The following is an 18,376-nucleotide window of genomic DNA, read 5'->3' as shown; positions in this document are numbered from 1 at the left end:
ACACACGTTGGCGGCAGCGTAGTAGGTGTTGGGATCCACATGAATTTTATTCGGAGCCACAGAAGCTCATTCCCGCGCAAGCATTTTCAAGTTGGTTGCTACGGCATCCGAATACTGGTGGTGCGCGTTTCTGAGGCGCGCCTGAACATCGGAAATTGCGTCGGTCAACTCACTCACTGCGGTATGCCAAGCATGGTGTCGTTCGGTGTAGGCGTCAGCTGACTCACCGGTCCAACACGACCTCACACTCGCTGCCTGCGCGGACAGCTCAGCCACGTTTCGATCAACAGACTCGATCAGCCCGTCGAGCCGCAAGACCAAAATTTCAAGATCGCCCAGCTGGACGGCGAACTCAGCTTCGGGTTCAGTCAAGGTCGAGAACCGATACGCGCAGTTCGATCACATCATCTGCATCGACATACTCCCGAGCTGCTTGCTCGAGATCGACTGCGATCGATGCGAGCTCCTGTGTCACAACCCGGGCACGACTACACAGCTCCTCCCAATGAGCATCGAACGCACTACCGGAAGCACCGACCCAACCATCGGCCACACGTTCGACATCAGGTTGTACCGAACTGAGTGCGCGAGCAAGCTCATCGGCAACACGGTAAGTCGACCGACACAAACCACGTAATTCCCCCAACACCACCGACAACGGTTCAGATCCCATCAAAACCTCCCCCAGCAAACGTCCAGAATCTGTTGACCTATCGAGCCGCTGCCTGTTAGACGCAGCAGCGCCGTGCGCGGTTCCACTCGGATGGCAGTCGAGAGTCTGCAGCGAGTGGCCACGCACCTGTCCGTCGCCGACCGCTCCTACTCCCCTCGCGCTCGTCTCCGGTCCGCTGGAGTGAAAGCCGACACCGAACACGCATCGACACCAGCCGATCGCTTCCGGTGCTGATAGTCCGCCACCGAATCGAAGGCTGCAGTCACACCAACGGACGTCGAGACGTACGTCATCGACTTGTCCCGCTGAAAACCAAGATCGGCACCCACCTCGACGGCATCGATGTTCGATCCCAGAAACACGAAGTCCCAGTTGAAGACGGCTTCCTGCCGCTGAATAAGCTCCCGCACAGCAGACTTCGTCCACTCCCGGCTCGCGTTCTCGTGACCGTCCGTCATCACGAGCACCGTCACCGAACCTGGACGCTCGTCCTCCGGCATCGCGGCCAGACCTGCGCCGACCTCGCTGACGAACCGGCCGATCGCGTCGTACAACGCGGTGCTGCCCCGCGGCTCGAGCACGAGCGGAGCGACGTCCTCGATGTGCGCGTTGTCGTAGACCAGCTCGTACCGGTCGTCGAACTGCGCGAGCGTGACCACGGTCCGACCGGCGGCCTCACGCTCCTTGGCGACGAACGAGTCGAACCCGCCGCGGGTGTCGTCAGCGATGGAATGCATCGAGCCGGACCGGTCGAGCAGAGCAGCAACAAGAGAGAGTTTCGGGTTGGTCATTGTTTCCTTCCGTAGGACGCAGCCTGAGCCGCGTCGGATGAATTAGATTGAGAGAGAACGGAGAGCGATCGGTGGCGGCTACCGCAGCGCGACCGTCGTGCCGCCCGAGAACGCCGAATCGTGCAGCTCGATTTCCGCAGGCACGGTTCCCACGGGGACGTCGAACACGACGGTTGTATCCAGCGCATTGCCTGGGTTGATCTGCTCGTAGCCGATGCCCTCGTCGAGGTAGGCAGTCGCGAGGCTGTCGACCGAGTACTGCTTGCCGTCGGCGTCGAGCAACTTCTGCGAGGAAGCGTCCAAGCTCTGCGCACGATCGCCGATGTTGCGCACGGTCATCGTCACCTGAACGAACTCGCCCTGTGCGGTCTGCGTCAGGTATTCCGAACCGACCGTCGCGACGGGTGGTGCGACCGCGGTGACGACGAACTCGAACTTTCCGTCGCGCACTGGGACGCCGATGCCCGGCTGAGTCGGCTCGGCCGGGGCCGCAGGAGCCGCTTCTTCCGACGACGGGGAACCGGCCGGCGCGGGAGCTGTCGGGCTCTCCGACGAGCCACCACCGATGAGCCGAATGAGGACACCCAGCACGACGATAGCCAGGATGACGGTCAGGATCTTGTGTCGGGCAAACCAACTCTTCTTCTGCTCGGGAGCGGGCGGGGCGTACTGCTGCTGGGGGTTCGGGTTGTGGTTGGGCATGTCGAAATTCCTCTCGTTCGGCGATGCATCAACCACACCGCAGTCGGCCCTGTCCGCGCCTCGGCTGACCGGTCGGTATGCCTCCTCCTTTCGGTCGCATCCGATGGGCCATGCGGGCCGTTCGGACGATTCGCCGTGTCGGTGCTCGGCCGTACGCTTCTCCTCGTGAGCACCCATCGGACAGGCACCCTGCGCCGCAAAGCCTGGACGACGGCGGCGGTGGCCTTCAGCCTGTTCTGCTCGATGATGACCGCCGGGTTGGCGGGTGCGTCCGGGACGCCGGGGTGGAACCTGGGCCTCGGCGTCGCGCTCAACCTGATCGCAGGCGTCGCCTTGATCTGGCGACACGAACGGCCATGGGTCGTTCTGGGACTGGCGTTGGCCGGGCCGCTGTTCTTCGCCACCGATGCGACGGCAGCGTTGATTGCTCTGTTTGCTGTCGGTGCGTTCGCGCGAACCAAGCCGCTCGTGATTGCCGCAGTCGCTGTGTACGTCGCGTGCGGGGTGTCGTTGACGTACGACGCCCATCGCAGTCGGTACTACTCCGTCCTGACCATCGGTTCGACGAAGGCCGAGGATGGGTCCATACCGGTGGAATGGGACGTCCCGGCGTGGATTCCGTGGGTCGTCGCGGCAGTGCTCGTCGGGTTGGTCGTGGGCGGAGCAATACTGCGCCGCACGCGATCCGACCTGACGGAGGCTGTGGTCGCGCGAGACAAAGTGACGGTGGAGTCCAACGCGCTCCGTGAGGAGATGCTGCTCAATGCGGAACGTGCCCGCATCGCCCGCGACATGCACGACACCCTCGCGGCCAGCCTCAGTCGCATCTCGCTGTTCGCAGGCGGAATGCAGGTCAACAGCGCCGATGGGCCCGAGAAGGTAGCCCAAACTGCGTCGCTGATTCGGCAGACCGCCCACGATGCACTCGATGAACTCAAGCGCATCATCGGCGTACTGCGCGGATCGGCGGATGCCTCGAGCGGTGGCCGGCAGAGCGTCGAGGGCATCTCCGACCTGGTGCACTCGGCGCTGGACGCGGGCTTGCACACGTCACTGATGCTCGACGTGACGCCAGGTGAAATTGGCGCTGCGAGCAGTCATGTGGCGTATCGGGTAGTGCAGGAATCGCTCACCAACGCGCAGAAGCACGCTGGCGGTTCGACGATTCGGGTGGCGGTGCACGGGTCCGATCAGGCGGGTGTTCGTGTGGACGTGCGCAATCAGCTGATGGGGCAACCGGCGTTCGAGCATGGGTCGGGCACGGGGTTGGCCGGTCTGGCCGAACAGGTCCGCGGAGTGGGCGGTACATTCGCGGCCGGTGCGCAGCCGGGCGAATTCGTGGTGGCGTGCTGGTTGCCGTGGTACTCCTGACGGGCAGTGTCTGAGTCGCGTTCTAAGCTCAGCGAACCATGACAGCGCCAGCCGCAATCACCGTTCTGATCGTCGACGACGACCCCTTTGTTCGACGTGGTGTGTCGGACATCTTCGCGAAGACCCCGGACATTTCGGTGGTGGCCGACGTGGAGGACGGCGATCAGGTGCCTGCTGCAGTGGCGGCGTACCGGCCGCACGTGGTGCTGATGGATCTTCAGATGCGCCGGGTCTGCGGACTGGACTCCACCCGAGAGTTGATGACGCTGGCCCACCCACCGAAGGTCATTGCGATGACGGCGATGGATGTGGACAATCTGGTGGTACTGGCCATCGAGGCAGGGGCGCACAGCTTCCTGAGCAAAAGCGAGGCACCCGAGACGTTCCATCAGTCGGTTCGAGCAGTGGCATCCGGCAACACGTTGTTCAGTGAGGATTCGCTCCGGAAAATTGTGGCGACGTCGGTGTTGCCTGCGGCATCGACATCGGCGTCGATGGACGTGCTGAGCCCGCGGGAACGAGATGTGCTGCGCATCTTGGCTACTGGCTCGACCAATGCGGATATTTCGTCGGAGCTGTACCTCAGCGAGACGACGGTGAAGACCCATATCTCCGGGATATTTGTGAAACTCGGTGTGCGCAATCGAGTCGAGGCGGCATTGGCTGCCTTCCGGGCGGGGATGGTCACGTGAGTGAGCCGAGCCACGGTCGCTGACCGCAATCGAATTCGCTTCGCACAATTTCTGCTTCAGACGTACGAATTGCCGCGAGGGAGCCGTGAATGCATTTCTACCGTCAGAGAGCCACAGTGCTACTTCCGGATCCGGGGTCCGGTGAGGTCAAAAATCCACCCCAGAATCCACAGCACCGGGATGGCTACCGCCACCGCGATGACAACGAGAAACACCGTTCCGACAGTCTCCAGGTGCGTGAGAGCCCACCCCAACGCTATGAGCCCGAGCAACACCCCGACCGCATAGACGCCGATACGGTCGAGCGTGCGACCCGCGATCACCGGGGCACGGCCGAGGCGCCGCAACTCGCCCTTCGAGGTGAGTGTGTAGAGGCGAATATTGTTCTCACGCGCGAACCGTCGCGCCTCGGTGCTGTACCCGCCGTGCGCAGTGTGGAGTCTGACCTTGTTCTTCATCCGATCGAGTAGATAGACGTCACGATGTATGGCGTGCAGTGTGTCGACCTCGACGGGTCTCGAAGAGACTGTTCCTCGTCCGATCACTCTCTTACCGTCGATGTGAAAGGTCTGATCCGCAGTGCCTTTGCGAGTGCTGGCGTCGGCGAATCCCAACTTCTGTGCACTGCGTCGGACGGGCTCTCGGACATCGCGGCGGGTTAGCGGCACATTCATGACGGGAAGCACTTCCTGGACGACGATCATTGCTTGATCTCGAGATCGTAGCGAAGCCGACCGACGCGCGAACGCAGCGCGGAGATGTTCGCAGGGTCAGTCGTACGTGACGAGTTCGCAATGTTCCTTCTCGAACTCGCGCGCTCGCAGCCGGCGCTTGACGGTCGGTGCACTGGTGCGGTGCGTCAGATCCCACCAACCGTCCGGCTGCAGCGTCCAGGTGTATCGGTGCCCGTTCCAAGTGGTCTGTACCTCAATGGTCACCCGGTCCATGGTGTACCAACCGCGTCGGCTCGTCGAGGTTGTCGTGCTCCCCTGCTGGCTGGTGGCTCTTCTACTGGGTTTCTCGCCACCGGTGCAGCGAGAACCAAGGTCGGCCCTTTTGATGCTCGGTACCTACCGCGGACGATTGTCAAAGCGTGCAGCTCAGCTAAATTAGCTGGCTGTCGAGCAATGCTCGCTCGTCCAGAATCTCGGCCCGAATCGGGTGGTTAGCGTCGACGCGCATAGTCGCGGCAAACACATTCCCCACACCGTCAGGATGGGACTCCAAGTCCAGTCGACTCGACAAGCATCTGCGACAAACCTGTCGGTGCCCTCGTGTACCCATGGAGTTGCAGCCAGTCCGGTAGTCCGGACTCCGCTCTCGCCGACTTTCTCGGCAACACCTTCGCTCCACATAGAGGAGAACTATGGAACAAACACGCCTCGGGCCCAACGACATACCCGTTGGAGATCCCGGATTCGTGGTTGTTGTCGAGGTCGACCATCCATTTTCGGACCTCACGCCCCAACGGCGTACCGAACTGCTTCGCAGCGTCGACATGCAGTCAGCACAATTGGAGGAGTCCGCGTTCGGGAATGCCCGGGTTGTCTTCCACACCGCCCACTGTGGATGGTGGGACGCAGGACGCCTCGCCCTCCGAACAGAAGAAAACGTCCGCCTGACGTGGCCTACCGTCGGGATCGAAATCTGCCGCGCCGACGTGTGGTCCGACGAACCGTTCTTCGATCACGAGCCCCACGGTCTCGGCGAATTACCCGAGTGGTGCCATCGGAGCGATCCACGACGCCATTCGACGGTGATCGTCGAGGTCGAACCCGAAGGCAAAATACCTCCCCGCCTCCGAGACTCCGATCTGGTGACTGTCATGTACACGCCGCGGGACGCACGGACGAGTCGCTCCTGCGCCGGCCGACCACAGATGATCGTCGAGCAGCATTTCCATGCTGCCAGCGCCGCAATGTCGACGGCCAAACCTGCGATTACGATCAGCATGCATCGATCGATCACCCGCATTCGATCCGTGCGATCCGACATCTATCGCGCCGAGGTTTCACATCGGGTACCAACCGGCAGCCGCGGTCTAGTAGCGATACCGCAGATTCCGGACTGGCACTACAACATCGACGACGAGGGCTACCTATATGTCGTGGTGACCGACCTTCGAGTCCGGCTGCAGGGGTGGAGTGTCGAAAGTGTGGATGCCGACGAGACCGTTACGCGAAGTGACTTCACCTTCGGTGCTATCTGGGCCGATCAAAGTGGACGCGCGAACAGCACCGACGACGGCTGGGCGAAGGCTGCATGGGAAGCGCCGGTCGAACCCGGTTCACTTGTCCGTGCGTTCATCGTCGGTGGCCGACGGTTGGAGGTCGATCAATGGGACTCGTTGGCCGCGTGGATGATCGAGTCGCTTTACGACAAGCCGGTCGGATTCATCGTCGAGGTGGGCCCCAGCGACTACGTTGCCGACTCCACCCATGACGCCCCGGTAGTGTGCTCGCAGGTGGTGGTCCTGAGCGACGGCGTGATGATGCTCCGACGATCACGGACCGAACTTGGCCACCTACTTCTTGCAGACTATTCGTCCGCAGACCTGCCTCTCGACGAGTGGCAGAACGACGGCCACTTCGTGGACTGCACCGACGGATATCTGTTCACAAAGGACATTCGTCTGGTCGCGCGGTCGTGCATCGCGTGGATCCGAGTCAATGCCGGCGTGAACACGACAGGCAACATCGGTTGTTCCTACCGATTCGCCGACGAGCTCCCCCGATCCTCGTGACGCATCACCGAGTAGCTACTTTCACCCCAACCGACAGGAGATAAAAATGATAGATCTTGAATCGATCTACCGCGCAACCAAGCTGAAGGACATGGACTCGGCCGCTTTGGTGTTCGCCATCCTGCACGAGATCGACGCTGTCTATGTCGACCGAACACAGCTTTGCAATGCCATGGAGTTGGCGACGGCCGCTCACCTGTCTCAGAAGCGGATCGGACGCACCGCCTACCCAGTAGACCCCTACATCGTGCATCCCCTCAGGAACGTCTTGCGCCTGATCCGGCTCGGTTGCGCCGATACCGATGTTCTCAGCGCGACAGCTCTGCACGACACGGTCGAGGACCAACCGCGGGAGATCGTGTCGATTCTGGATGAGTCACGGCTATCGGACGGACCGAATCAACAGGCGGCGCTGGATCTCATCACCGAGCACTTCAACACAGAGACCTCCAGACTGGTTGCTGCAGTATCTAATCCGCGAACCGATGCCGTGCGATCCAAGACCGAGAAGAACGCGGCCTACGCCGCGCACGTTGCCGACGTCATCAAGGACCCCAACGTCTTTCTGGTCAAGTTCGCCGACTTCGTCGACAACGCTGGAAGCGTGCAGTACCTCGACGACGAGGCCAAGCGAACGAAACTCGCAGCTAAGTACGCGCCGGTGGTCGAGGTTTTCGTCTCGGCGTTCAACGGCAAGCGAGGACTCCTCGGCCTGACTCAAAGCGGTAACGATGCCGTCGATGCGCGACTGAAAGCACTGTCCGCATCTCTGACGGCGCGCGGGTATTGAATTCGGGAGCTTCCCTTTGCGCACATCAACCAACGAGCTACTTCTTCAAACCAGGGAGGATGCACAGCAATGGACGAGAACAGCCCTAAGGAGCAAACAACAATGGGTCGATTGGCCGAGGAGACGGAAGTGGTCGACGAAATATGCGGCGCGGCCTCACCGAGGATCGAGCCGAAGCGATAATTCGGGCCAACGGAAACTTCGAGGGACGCGACTCCGTCATTCGGGAACAGGCTGAGGCCGCAGCGCAGCAGGATCGCAACACCCCTAGCGCCTCCGGCTGAGGACGTCAACGATCACCGCACACTTATACGTCAGACCGTCCGACTGTGAATCTGATCGCTTACGGCAGCGCGAGCGGAGCCCCACCGTCGGCGCGGCGACGCTCCTCATTTGAGGACCACCACAAGCACCCGAGCCACCGCCACCGCCACCGCCACTATGGTGCTTCGCGCGGTTCCGGAGACCTCGGAAGTAAGCAGCGCCTCCGTGTGTACAGCGGGTGCGCGTACTCGTGAGTTGAGCGAGCGGTGTTCACTGATCCTGAACCAGTTCATCCACCAGTTTTGAACTGTTCGGCAACACTGTCGGCAGTTTGTGCTTCGCTGTCCACAATCGTCACGACCTCGAAGGTGCTTTTTCTACATGAACAACGTCACGTCAAGCGACTCCCTCGATGATGCTCTTGCGAAAGCACTGGCACTTGGCCGGCAAGAGCTTGTCGAGCTCGCATCGACCACCGATGGTGCCATGAGTTCATACGATGCGGTTGGCACCAAATTAGCCAGGGAAGGCGAGCGCGACGGTCTGACGGCCGAGTTCGACCGTATGCGTACTCGGTTCGCCGATGGACTGTCTGAGCATCTGCTGGCGCAGTCCAAGGTCTTGTCAACCTTCAATATCGCGTTCTTCGGCCGAACCGGATCCGGAAAGAGCACGCTGTTGTCCGCATTCGGCGAACTGGACGGTTCAGCGGTGTCGCCTTTCGGTGAATCCGATTGGACCACGGAGGTAAAGTCCGTTCCGTGGCGCGGCTGCCAGCTCTACGACACGCCTGGAATCAACGGCTGGGGCGGTCGCAAGAGCCGCCACGAGTTGGAGGCAGTCGCCAGAAAAGCTGTAGAAACCGCCGACGTAGTCCTGGTGTGCTTCGATACCCAGAGTCAGCAAGCCAGCGAGTTCGCGAAAGTCGCCGACTGGGTGACGCACTACGGCAAACCCGTAGTGGCCGTTCTCAACGTCCGCAACCCACGTTGGCGTCATTCGGCCAGAGTTTCCAGCCAGACCGCGAGGCGAAACATGTCCGAGCCGGTGGCTCAACATGCCGAGAATGTCCGCGTGGAGTTGTCGAACATTGGCTTGAGAAATGTGCCCGTGGTGGCAATCTCCAGCAGACGAGCATTGTTCGCCAGAGCTTCTACTCCCTATCAGGGGCCCGCCACTCAGAACTTTTTGGATGACCGAGACAGGTACGGGACTGACTACCTCGCCCGCTCCTCAAATTTCGCGGCGTTGGAAGGCGTCCTATCCGCGGGCATCACTGCAGGCGGTTCGGAGTTGCGGCTCGAGTCTTTACGAGAAGGCATACGCGCACGGCTCACCGATGAAGCCGACTCGCTCACCGCATTCAGCACCCGCCTCATGGGACGGGCCGCCGAACTCGACGGACTCATTCGGCGAAATCTGGAAGTGCTCGGCTACCTCGAGCCCGAGCAGCGCAGTCTTCACTTGTATGACGACGTTTGGCACAGCGACCTGCTAACACTTGCTGAAAGTTCTCGCGGTGGCCTATACACGGCTCCAGTTGACGGCACTTTTGTGCGTCACGTTCGCAACCTCGTCAAACCACACCTGGCCGAAGCCCGGAGCAAAGCATTGCTGCGGTACAAAACGCTGGAACATAGAGCTTTCACCGAGGGCACTGTGATCGACAAAGAAACGTTTGCTGCCGAGGTGTTCGACACAGACGAAATCGAGCAAGCGCTACAGCGGGTTTCCGTCGACGCTGCGCAATTCTTGGACCGCGAATTGTCCTTGGCCGGACTGGATTTCAGCCTGCGAAGCCGAGAGAATTACACGCAGGCGGACTTCAAAGGAGATGCGGGCGATACCGCCGGCCTGCTTGCGAACATGCTTCGAGGTGCAGGACTCCTGGGAAGCGTTGGGGGCATTGCCGTCCCCTTCCTCCTCGCAGGACCAGCCGGCTGGGTTGCTGGCGTAGGCGTCGGCGTGGCGGCCGCAGTCTTCAGCTGGGCCGGGAGCAAGAAGAGTCGTGATGCTGAGCGCGAAGAGACCGAGGCTCGCGCGAAGGCCGCTCGTGAAAGTCGAGGTGCAATAAACGCATCGTTCGACGAGATCGAACGGCAAGTCGCTTCAGTGGCCGCGGAGGCTGCTTGGACAGCAGCTGCACCACTGCTGCGTTCTGCATTGATCGAGCTCGTCATCTTGAACAATTTGGACACCGACATCGGCATCTTGGCCTCGAACTTGCTCACCCAATCATCAGCTATCCCAGTCTCGCCTCCCCGTCACATGCTCGATGCGGCGTTCAAGAGGATGCAGGACGATTGCGGACGTGGCGACAAGGTTCGGGTTGGGTATTATCTGCTCGGCGAGGACTGGTTCGATCACGACGAAACCCCAGAAAGTTCTCGCGACCCGATCGAACTCAGGGCAGTGAGCAAGCTGCAACACGACTCGGACATCGATGCACTGCACCGCGCCATGGTGGCGTCGTTCACCCACCCTGATCAGGCGTCCGTGGCGGCTTGGCTTTCTCAGGCAGCCACTGCCGCTGACGTCGACGAGGCCTTCACCGCGATAACCGACGCGACCAGAGCAACGACCCGTCCGGCGATTGTCGTGGCCGGCGATTACAGCGCAGGTAAGTCCTCGTTCATCAAACGAGTCTTGGCTGAGTTCGATCGCGACGTACCCGGTTCACTACATATTCGGGCGGATGCAACTACCGACGCAGTTCACAGGTACTCATTGGGACCGGTGGACATCGTCGACACTCCAGGATTTCAGAGTCGACACGCCAGCCACGATGAGCTAGCTCTGACAGATTCGCTTAGCGCCGCCCTGGTAATTGTCGTGCTGCATGTGAATCTACTCATTGGCGACACCACAGCTTTGCGAACGATCGCCGACGGAACCTCCACCGTCTCAGGAAAAAAGCCACGAATACTGTTCGTCGTGAACCGATGTGATGAATTGGGCGTCGACCCGTTGGACTCACCCGAGGAGTATTTCCATCGGCGTGCTCGCAAGCTGGAAGAACTCGCAGCGTCGCTCAACTCCAGCGGTATCGAGGTGTCATCTAAGCTCATTCACGGGGTCGCAGCAGATCCCTTCGGGGGTGTAGGCGCGGAAACGCACGTTACTTCAGCACACTATGACGCCAATAGAACCTGGGACGGCATTCCTGCACTTGTCGACACTCTGCGCAGGTGGATCGACGACGACTTGGTACATGCGACTGCCCTCGCAGCGTTCGATGACGGGGTGTCAGCCCTACTGCGTCTGCGTGAAGAAACCCGAGCCGCCATCGCACACTTCAGAGCAGAGGCGAACAAGCATAACTCGTTGATTGCAGCAATAGACATCTGTCTGGAAGACGCGAACTACCTCAGTCGCTCACTAGAGCTTGAGTTGGACGATGTGCTCGAGCCGCAAGTCACTCAGGCTGTCGCCCGCGTGCGGACGGTCCCAGTTGGCGACGAAAAAGCTCTGGGTATCGCGGTCGGGTCTTGGATCAACGAGGATACGCGGTACGAGATAACGCAACTTATGGAAACAGCCACCGAGAAAGTCAACGATTGGTCCGCGGCGCACGCATCGGCGATTGCCAGAGAAGAAGCGGCAACAGGGTTCGGCGACGACATCGCCATGTCCGCCGTCGCATCCGAGAAGACTGGCGGTGATCCTCTCGGCCAGGCCGCCTGGATCGCCGGCAAATTCGCAGGCTTCGGTGCGCAAGCAGGAAAAGCTCTCGGTCATCGCGATGCGGCGTTGAAAATTGGTCACCTTTTCGGTTATAAGTTCAAACCCTGGGGCGCGATCAAAGCCGGCAAAGCGGTGGGCCGGGTGGGTGTCGTTTTCGGGGTCGTGGCGGCCGCAGCAGACGCAGCTGCATGGGCAAATGACGTGCATAAAGGGCGAAGTTGGGACGACAAGCAAGACGCCGCGGTCCTGCAGATCGAGTCGAACAAGAAAGATATAATTGAGCAGCTAATAGCCGAGGACGAGGGTCCATGGGCATACCTAGCCGAGCGCATTGAGCAAGTTGGTGTCTTGCGCACTCAATACGGCGACCACCAAGGCACAGTAAGATTTGAGGTTTCGGGATTGCAGCAGCGACTGAGTACTACTCAAATTTTGATCGCTGCCGCAGACAAACTACGAAGGGGCACAACGAATGATTAGTCGAATAGATATCGAAGCAGCCAAATCATGGCTGGACGGCTTATCTAGCGGTGTAGTCGGCGAAGGGTTAGCCCACCGCTGGGACCAGTTCGCCGCCACTGACAGACCTGTGGTGACCATCTACGGTTCTTATGACACGGGAAAAAGCTCGCTTCTGCGCCGGTTGCTTATCGAGCTAGGAGAGGTGGTTCCGCCTTGGCTCACAATTAGTGCACGCCACGAGACTTTCGAAGTCAATGAGATCAGCGCCGCCGGATGCGTTCTGCGGGACACGCCCGGATTCGTCACTGGCGGTAAGGATGCCCGCGCTGAAATGAACACCGTGCTTGCCTCCGAAGCGATCGCGTTGACCGACGTCGCTATCGTTGCGCTACCACCACAGCTAGCGACTGCTGAGCATTCGATTTTGCGTGAGCTGGCTCAACAAAATTGGGCGGGCAACTCGCTGTGGTTCGTGATTTCGCGATTCGACGAAGCTGGAGTGGATCCAGACGACGATCCGGAAGGTTACCGGTCGCTCGGCGAGCACAAGACCGTCGAATTGAGAAAAGCACTCAGTCTGGGCGAGGAGGTCCCGGTGTACGTGATCAGTCAAGACTTTGCGCAAATGGCGGGTGCAGATCGAAATCCCGATCCAAGCATCTGGAACGAGACACGGGACTGGGATGGTGTCTCTTCATTGGTAGCTGCAGTGAAAGATCTAGCAAATTCTCAGACACAAAGTATCAGAGAGTCTGCAGCGCAGCGTTTTTGGGGTAATGCTGCACAACGAGCACTGGAACAGCTGAGCAGAGAGCTTCAAAGCCATCTCGAAAACACCGCGGTGAGCGATGCAAGTGAGCAACAGCGCGCATCGTGGCTGGCTCAGGTAGACAGTCTGACTCGCGCTTACGAGGCTGATCTACGTGGGAGGATGGCGGCAGTCATTGGCGATGCGTTGGATAGTCCTGATCCTGCCAAAAGATTTGCCCAGGCGGCGAAAGTCTCTGTCGGCGCATGGCATGCCTCTTGTGAGCGCGATGTGAATAAGCTGCTGCGAACCGTCAGCGAGAGCATGGTCACGAACCGAGCACGTCCGGACTGGGAACGGTTCGATGAGATGGTTGCTTCGCTGCGACGGAAACCAAGCAGCCCTGCCGATTCACTTGTCTTCTCTCCAGTCGTTGGCCAGGTGGGTGCCGCAGTCCTCGATGCGATGCGTGAGTACGAAAAAACGCGAAAGCTGAAGCTTTCACCGGCCGAGAAGGCAGCCCTCGCTGCTGCTGCGGAGACCAACAGGATCGCGGCAGCATCCGCAGGACTGAAGATAGTGGTCGAAGTAGCAAAAATTGGAGAGCAATTCGTGAACCAACAGCGCGCGGCGGCGGCAGCGGTACAACAGCACGCGCTATTGAAAACCGAATTGGCCGCCGCTGGCGAGCAAGCGGCTTCAGTAGCGCTCGGATCGCTCGACGCCATTGCAGACGACGCGCGCGCTCAGATTCGGAATACTACAGCGGATCAGGTCGATCTCCGAGTCAGCTTGCACCACCTGGTCGAGAATCTCCGCTCGAACATCGAGACCGGTACGCGCCTCTTGGGTGGCTGACTAAACGCGACGGGCGCGGACTACCGGGGCCCGGCGTCGGACTGATCCACCTTGCGTTGCATTTGCCCTCACCTACAAATGCTGAGGTTGCACTCAGGAACGCATCAGTGATCGATTTCTGCGGCTCAGGTTCATCGATAGTCCGGCCCCCTCCGTATTTCGCTGCCAGGCTCAGCACGCGGCGGAGCGTAGTTGTACCGATAGCGCATCGGTTTCGTCAGCCACCCCCGAACAAACTCCTCGTCTAATGGCCCAACTGGAAAGGTCGACACAAGCTGGGCTCGATCACCCGTCACCACTCCGTAGACCACCGCAGTCGCTCGGGTCATCGGGTTCGACACATACACCGTGCGCATCCGACTCCGACGGTCGATCACTTCGTCCACGGTGAAGACCGTTCGGCTTCCACCGGGGTTTGTCAAAATCGGCATCGCCTTGGACGCAACACGTTCCATCAACGGCACGTTCGAATAGGTCGGATGAAAGAAGTGCGGATCAAGCTCGAACGCCTCCGCCAAGTCGGTAGTGAGCCATCGCTGACTCTTCAGCCCGTAAGGAGTGACGACAGTAGACAGCAAGTAGCCGTAGGTATGCATCAGACCGGCGTGCCCGACCGGAAATTCGTACGACCCGGGTGCACCTTCATGAAGCCACGAGAACACCTCAGGGCCGAAGACTGCACCCTGCACGTTGTCATCGATCACGGTCGTCGAGGTCCACAAGGCCATCTGAGCAGGATCCGATTTCGATCCCTCGACTTGATCGGCGAACCATTGCGCGGGCGGCTCGAGCGACTCACGGATAGCCAGCTCGATCTGCGACAACTCCGACGATATGTCGTTCAAGCCTGACTCCAATCTCGGCATCGGTCCCGGCGAAGGACAACCACCCCAAGACCAGGCCAGTGTCGCATCCACCGTTGGTTGATGGCGAGTTTCGGGCCGGTCAGGCACTGATGTGGAGGTATCGACTCAAGTGCTCAACGTGCTCGATCCGTGCCGCGACACGACCCGATCTGCAACGAATCGAGGACCATTGAAACATTGTTCTTAATTCCTGACACCATTGATCTGGCACCCACGTCTTCCCGGCTCTGGCGGTATTCGCAGAACTAGTATTAGCATCGTGAAAAACACAACGCCTGGCGGAGGATCGACGGGCCATTCCAGCTCGGATGACAGCGCGAACCTCACCGGCCATGTGTTTGTCGTCAAGGGCCGACTCGAAGCAGTAGCGTCCGACGTCCTCGTGGTACCGGCCGACTCTCGCTTCCAGCCGGAACGCACGTGGTGGCCCGCGCTCGGGGTCGCGGATACCGCCCCAGCAGCCCACGGCTCGGGTCGTGCACGCCGGTTTCCCCATCCACAGGGTCGACCGACGTGGATTCTCAACGTTGCCCACGACGGAGGCCAGTCAGTTGCGTGGCTCATCGCCGGTCTGAGCGAGGCACTTGAGAAGATTGAAGCCGACCCACCCAAACTCGGAGACGGTCGAGTGAGGCCGCTGATCGCGATGCCCATCCTTGGCGTTGGGTTAGGCGGTTACGAGGGTGTCCGAGGCGGGGTAATTCAGACCCTCCTCTCGCGCACGAGCGAATTCGTCAACGCATCGAATTTCGACGTCGTGTTTGTCGTGGGGAACGCTGCGGACTACGCCGCATTGCAATCGATCAGGCGACAGCAAGAACGCGTAGCCGCCCACCCCGCCAGCGAGGAGCTGGCTACCAAAATTCGAAGCGGCGACGTCGCACTGCTTCTCGGTGCCGGCGTCAGTGTCTCGGCCGGCTTGCCAACGTGGGATCAGTTACTGACGACGATCAAACACGACACGCAGTCTTCGTTGGATGACAAGGACTTCGCCGCAATGAACGTCCTGGACAGAGCGCAGTTGCTCTCGAAGACCACCGGTGATAGGAGTCTGGGGGAAAGGGCAGCGGCAGCCACTGGTGCGAGTTCGACCTACACACCCACCCTCGCGCACTGCCTCTTGGCATCCCTGAACGTGAGCCATGCCGTGACGACGAACTACGACACGTTGTACGAGGACGCATACGAGTCCGCGCATGGAAAGGACTCGATCTCGGTCCTTCCGCGCGAGGACGCAGTGGCCGGACGTGCCTGGCTACTGAAGATGCACGGCGATGTCGCCGACCCCGACAGCATCATCCTGAGCCGGCGCGACTTTGTCCGATATGACTCTCAACGTCGACCTCTCGCCTCGATCGTTCAGTCTTTGATGGCCACAGGGCATCTCGTTGTCATCGGCGCCTCCATGACCGACGACAACGTCCTCCGCCTGGCTCACGAGGTACTCGCGATGAACGCAACCAACAGCCACCAACGCCCTCTGGGGACGGTCGTAACGCTGCAGCCCGATGCGTTGAGAGCGGCCCTCTGGGAAGGCGATTTCGATTATGTGACGGCTTCGAACTCCTTGAAAGTGCAAGTCGCCGCACGAGACCTTGAGATCTTGCTCGACGGTGTTGCGATGTATGCCAGTGACCAATCTCCGTACTTGCTCGATTCTCGGTACGCTGAGCTGCTCGACGTCGACGAGAACCGTGTAGCGGATGAGCTTCGAGAAGTGGCGAGCCGGATACGTTCGTTCAGGTCTACCAACTGGCGTCACCGGTGGGAGCCCTTTCAGAAGGCATTGACGGCGATGGGCGAGGCCGAACCTCCTCGCCTCCAACGTGACCGCTTCAGTCTCTCGTTCCACGATCTGGTCGCCGCCTACTTTTCCGCGGCAGAGCACAAGAACCATGTTGCAGTCCTTCGCGACTACCACAACCTGCGACGCGACATCCTTGCTGATCTATTCGGATGTCCGCTCCCCGACCACGAGCCGAGAGCACCCCGGCGCAGTCCGCAGGGTGATCGCGAATCCGTACTCAGACATGCCCATCAGTGCCTTGAGCAAGCGTCGGCATTGTCGAGCCCGTTCGGGTTCTACATGGAAGGCGCGCCGGGCCCACTCGAATCCAGGCTTCGGTCATCGCACATGCGATCACACAGCTCTGCGGCCGCCGAGTTGAAGATGCAGTATCAGGCGATTTTCGATAGCGCGCTCCGCATCCTCTACCCAGGCGCAGACGGCAAAACGTTCCCGGTATCGATTTTGGCGACGCGCGGGTTGGGCCACGAGCCAACGGATCCCTGGGACTTCAATTGATGTAGAACGTCCCAGTGTGGACTAGGCCTGCGTGCGGAGATACGTTAGGACGCTCTCCCAGTCCGGGTGATCATCGCCACCAAATACTATGAGCTTTCCGTCGAATTCTGCTGCCCCATTGTTGGGCCGGTCGTCGACGAGGAAATCACCTCGGTTGAGATTTTTGTGGTGAGACAAAATCAGTCTCTTGTATGCGGGCGAATCTTTTTCGACACCGAGATGAAGCTGAACCCACAGCACCTTGTCCTGCCAGGCCTGAGGATTCATCCAGGGCGCAGTCGACAAGATGTACGTGTCGAACAAGGTGCTGAGTTCGATGTAGGCATCCACGGCACCTTCCATCGGATCCATTATTGAAAAAATGTGCGGCACTTCGTCGAGACGGCCGTAAAAGTCTTTGAGGTGCCGCTTTTGCAAACGACTGATTCCTGTCTTGAAATCCACAAGGGTGTTATCAAGATCGATGTAAAGGATTTTCTTCTCGGCCACGATTACCTCTTTCAATTTACGGGATGATCCAGCTAAGACAGGTCAATTTATTCGTCTCGCTACGCACCATGGGCCCATCTCTAGATACTTCCGGTCGGACGATCACCCATCGACCAACTCAACGTCTCAACCTCTCGGGAAAGACTTAGATGCCAACGAGGCGCGCCGACCGCCATGGATCATGCTCATCGCAGTAGACAGCGATATTTGTTGGATTCATTGCGCCGGCGGGATATCTGGGCGCAACGACTAATTCAGAATCTTCGACGGTGCGACTGCAGCCGATCGAAGCTTCGCATATCCCCCGAGTCGCTACTACGCGCAACACCCAGAATGACTGTGGCTCGCGCACCCAGCCAATCCCTGACACGTTTACGACTCGGTCGGTTGCAGCTCCCACATCGTAGATACTCGTCCGCGCACTCTTGACGCGGTTACACCAACCACACGCCAGACGCAAATTGCTCAGTCCGCTCGTACCACCAAGTGCCACAGGCTCTACGTGGTCAATCTCGATTACGTGGTCACGCTGTGTCCGCCGGGGGCGGGTAAAGTCCACTAACGCGGGTAGCACGAGTGAACGGTTTGCACCCCCGGAATCCTCTTTTAGAAATTTATCGCGTGCAAACCCGGTAAAGAGATAACCGCACAGGTAGCACCGCGGACTTGGTTCAGCTGCAAACCATAGCGCTGCTTTCTCTCCCCGCGACAGTACACCGCGCTCTTGAGCCTCTTTCCGTATACAAATTCTTCTCCACGCAACGTCGGCTACGACCTGTGCCGCGACCGAAATTTCCGATGGCTGACCAGACGGATAACGCTCTGACAGACGCGTCCTTACTTCAGCGTATACGTGGCCATAGCTTACCCGCCTCTTGTTGATGAAGATTTCGGAGTTCGCGATGCCGTCTACATACCACATTATCCACGTGCGATTA

General features: G+C 59.7%; 16 protein-coding genes. 7 read left to right on the top strand and 9 right to left on the bottom strand.

The features are described 5' to 3' along the window. Positions 1 to 66: 66 nt before the first annotated feature. The 4 genes from AB0362_RS19385 to AB0362_RS19370 all read right to left on the bottom strand — a co-directional run bounded on the left by AB0362_RS19385 (position 67) and on the right by AB0362_RS19370 (position 2,166). A complete protein-coding gene (locus AB0362_RS19385) occupies positions 67 to 372 on the bottom strand; it encodes a WXG100 family type VII secretion target (protein ID WP_317534067.1) in 306 nt (101 codons plus the stop codon). Beyond that, positions 365 to 673 (bottom strand): WXG100 family type VII secretion target, encoded by a 309-nt coding sequence (locus AB0362_RS19380; RefSeq protein WP_317534066.1) that lies wholly within the window; start codon positions 671 to 673, stop codon positions 365 to 367. Before AB0362_RS19380 ends, AB0362_RS19385 begins: the two co-directional genes overlap by 8 nt. A 146-nt stretch (positions 674 to 819) precedes the next feature. Then, a complete protein-coding gene (locus tag AB0362_RS19375; protein ID WP_317534065.1) occupies positions 820 to 1,464 on the bottom strand; it encodes a vWA domain-containing protein in 645 nt (214 codons plus the stop codon). 78 nt (positions 1,465 to 1,542) lie between these two features. Continuing rightward, positions 1,543 to 2,166 carry a DUF4352 domain-containing protein gene (locus AB0362_RS19370; RefSeq protein WP_317534064.1) on the bottom strand — a complete coding sequence of 208 codons (624 nt, stop codon included), beginning with the start codon at positions 2,164 to 2,166 and terminating at the stop codon, positions 1,543 to 1,545. Positions 2,167 to 2,331: 165 nt separating this feature from the next. Here AB0362_RS19370 and AB0362_RS19365 point away from each other — a divergent pair, with 165 nt between their 5' ends. Continuing rightward, positions 2,332 to 3,537 carry a histidine kinase gene (locus AB0362_RS19365; RefSeq protein WP_317534063.1) on the top strand — a complete coding sequence of 402 codons (1,206 nt, stop codon included), beginning with the start codon at positions 2,332 to 2,334 and terminating at the stop codon, positions 3,535 to 3,537. A 38-nt stretch (positions 3,538 to 3,575) separates the two neighbouring features. Next, positions 3,576 to 4,229: a response regulator transcription factor gene (locus AB0362_RS19360; protein WP_317534062.1), complete on the top strand. Its 654-nt coding sequence runs from the start codon at positions 3,576 to 3,578 to the stop codon at positions 4,227 to 4,229. A gap of 119 nt (positions 4,230 to 4,348) precedes the next feature. Here the strand turns inward: AB0362_RS19360 and AB0362_RS19355 are convergent, their stop codons facing one another. Together AB0362_RS19355 and AB0362_RS19350 are read right to left on the bottom strand one after the other, a co-directional pair. After that, positions 4,349 to 4,903, bottom strand: coding sequence for a hypothetical protein (locus tag AB0362_RS19355; RefSeq protein ID WP_317534061.1), 555 nt, complete (start codon positions 4,901 to 4,903; stop codon positions 4,349 to 4,351). A gap of 96 nt (positions 4,904 to 4,999) precedes the next feature. Then, positions 5,000 to 5,167, bottom strand: a complete 168-nt coding sequence (locus AB0362_RS19350) for a hypothetical protein (RefSeq protein WP_317534060.1) — start codon at positions 5,165 to 5,167, stop codon at positions 5,000 to 5,002. Between the two features lie 428 nt (positions 5,168 to 5,595). On the opposite strand from AB0362_RS19350, the gene AB0362_RS19345 reads away from it, so the two are divergent. The 4 genes from AB0362_RS19345 (at position 5,596) to AB0362_RS19330 (ending at position 13,778) form a co-directional block, all read left to right on the top strand. Then, a complete protein-coding gene (locus AB0362_RS19345; protein ID WP_317810832.1) occupies positions 5,596 to 6,972 on the top strand; it encodes a hypothetical protein in 1,377 nt (458 codons plus the stop codon). Between the two features lie 46 nt (positions 6,973 to 7,018). Next, a complete protein-coding gene (locus tag AB0362_RS19340; protein WP_317533644.1) occupies positions 7,019 to 7,762 on the top strand; it encodes an HD domain-containing protein in 744 nt (247 codons plus the stop codon). Positions 7,763 to 8,407: 645 nt separating this feature from the next. After that, positions 8,408 to 12,190 (top strand): GTPase, encoded by a 3,783-nt coding sequence (locus AB0362_RS19335; RefSeq protein ID WP_317533645.1) that lies wholly within the window; start codon positions 8,408 to 8,410, stop codon positions 12,188 to 12,190. Next, positions 12,183 to 13,778 (top strand): GTPase domain-containing protein, encoded by a 1,596-nt coding sequence (locus AB0362_RS19330; protein ID WP_317533646.1) that lies wholly within the window; start codon positions 12,183 to 12,185, stop codon positions 13,776 to 13,778. Before AB0362_RS19335 ends, AB0362_RS19330 begins: the two co-directional genes overlap by 8 nt. Before the next feature lie 131 nt (positions 13,779 to 13,909). Here the strand turns inward: AB0362_RS19330 and AB0362_RS19325 are convergent, their stop codons facing one another. Then, on the bottom strand, positions 13,910 to 14,623 hold the full coding sequence (locus tag AB0362_RS19325; RefSeq protein WP_317533647.1) for a hypothetical protein: 714 nt from the start codon (positions 14,621 to 14,623) through the stop codon (positions 13,910 to 13,912). Positions 14,624 to 14,903: 280 nt separating this feature from the next. Between AB0362_RS19325 and AB0362_RS19320 the strand changes: the two genes are divergently transcribed. Further along, entirely contained in the window at positions 14,904 to 16,949 is a 2,046-nt protein-coding gene (locus AB0362_RS19320; protein WP_317533648.1) for an SIR2 family protein, read from the top strand. A 21-nt stretch (positions 16,950 to 16,970) separates the two neighbouring features. Here the strand turns inward: AB0362_RS19320 and AB0362_RS19315 are convergent, their stop codons facing one another. Both AB0362_RS19315 and AB0362_RS19310 read right to left on the bottom strand, forming a co-directional pair. Continuing rightward, complete coding sequence (locus AB0362_RS19315) at positions 16,971 to 17,441, bottom strand: hypothetical protein (protein ID WP_317533752.1); 471 nt, start codon at positions 17,439 to 17,441, stop codon at positions 16,971 to 16,973. A gap of 142 nt (positions 17,442 to 17,583) precedes the next feature. Then, positions 17,584 to 18,360 (bottom strand): HNH endonuclease signature motif containing protein, encoded by a 777-nt coding sequence (locus tag AB0362_RS19310; protein WP_366236056.1) that lies wholly within the window; start codon positions 18,358 to 18,360, stop codon positions 17,584 to 17,586. Between the last annotated feature and the right edge of the window lie 16 nt (positions 18,361 to 18,376).

The sequence above is a fragment of the Rhodococcus sp. NPDC079359 genome (genome assembly GCF_040702585.1).
Lineage (GTDB): Bacteria > Actinomycetota > Actinomycetes > Mycobacteriales > Mycobacteriaceae > Rhodococcoides.
This window is presented reverse-complemented; position numbering and strand designations above follow the sequence as displayed.